Origin of the sequence: Paraburkholderia sp. RL18-085-BIA-A, assembly GCF_046027075.1 — a bacterium.
GTDB lineage: Bacteria > Pseudomonadota > Gammaproteobacteria > Burkholderiales > Burkholderiaceae > Paraburkholderia.
The window spans coordinates 1-980 of record NZ_JARESU010000489.1 but is presented as its reverse complement, the minus strand read 5'-3'; the positions used below and the strand labels follow the sequence as shown (position 1 = coordinate 980).

The 980-nt window shown below is 62.8% G+C and carries 1 protein-coding gene; it reads left to right on the top strand.

What is annotated here, in order from left to right; all coding sequences use genetic code 11:
• Positions 1-244: 244 nt before the first annotated feature.
• A partial coding sequence (gene istA, locus P0D89_RS53435; protein WP_408379719.1) for an IS21 family transposase occupies positions 245-980 on the top strand: 736 nt, incomplete at its 3' end.

Genomic DNA, 980 nt, shown 5'->3' with positions numbered 1-980 from the left:
GTCACTGACCGGCGTTATGGAGCCATTCCGGGATCGGCGTATTGGCGCCACCTGATGATCGGCGCATAGGCGCCAGCGCAGGATCGGCGTTATGGCGCCAGTCCGTGACCGGCGTAAAGGAGCCAGTCAATGATCGGCGTATAGGCGCCACTGGCGCAGGGTGTTGAACGCGATTCGAACTTTCCAGATGGGTACGCTCCCGTTCTTTCTGAACGGAGTGTCCATGACCAACCGGAGGTTCGAATTGTTTGAGTACCGTCAAGTCCTTGTCCGCATGCGGCAAGGCGATTCTGATCGCGACATCGGGCGTAGCGGCCTGATGGGTCGCAAGAAGTTGACCGCTGTTCGTCGTATGGCCGACGAGCGCGGCTGGCTGAATCCTGGGCAGCCGTTGCCTGACGATACCGTGATTGCCGGCGTGTTTGGCCGCACTCCACATTTGCCGAGCACATGCGTGTCCACGCTCGAGCCGTTTCGCGAGCAGATCCGTGACTGGCATGACGCCGGCGTTCAGGGCACAACGATTCACCACGCGCTGAAACGCAACCATGGCTACACCGGCAGCTACTCGGCGGTGCGCCGCATCCTGCTGGGCCTGAGGGCCGAACGCGGCGTGCCGGCCACAACGATCCTTGAGTTTGCGCCAGCGGAGGCCGCACAGGTTGACTTCGGCGCCGGGCCGGCACTACCACATGAATCGGGCGCGCAGATCAAGACGTGGTTCTTCGTCATGACCCTCTGCTGGTCGCGGCACCAGTATGTCGAGCTCGTGCTCGACCAGACCGTCGAGACATGGCTGGCCTGCCACCGTCGTGCCTTTGAGTGGTTTGGCGGCTGCCCGGGCCGCATCATCATCGACAACGCGAAGTGTGCGATCACCAGAGCCTGCATGTACAGCCCGGAGGTCCAGCGTTCGTACGCCGCGCTCGCTGAGGGATACGGCTTCCGGATCGACGCATGTCCACCGCACGACCCGCAGA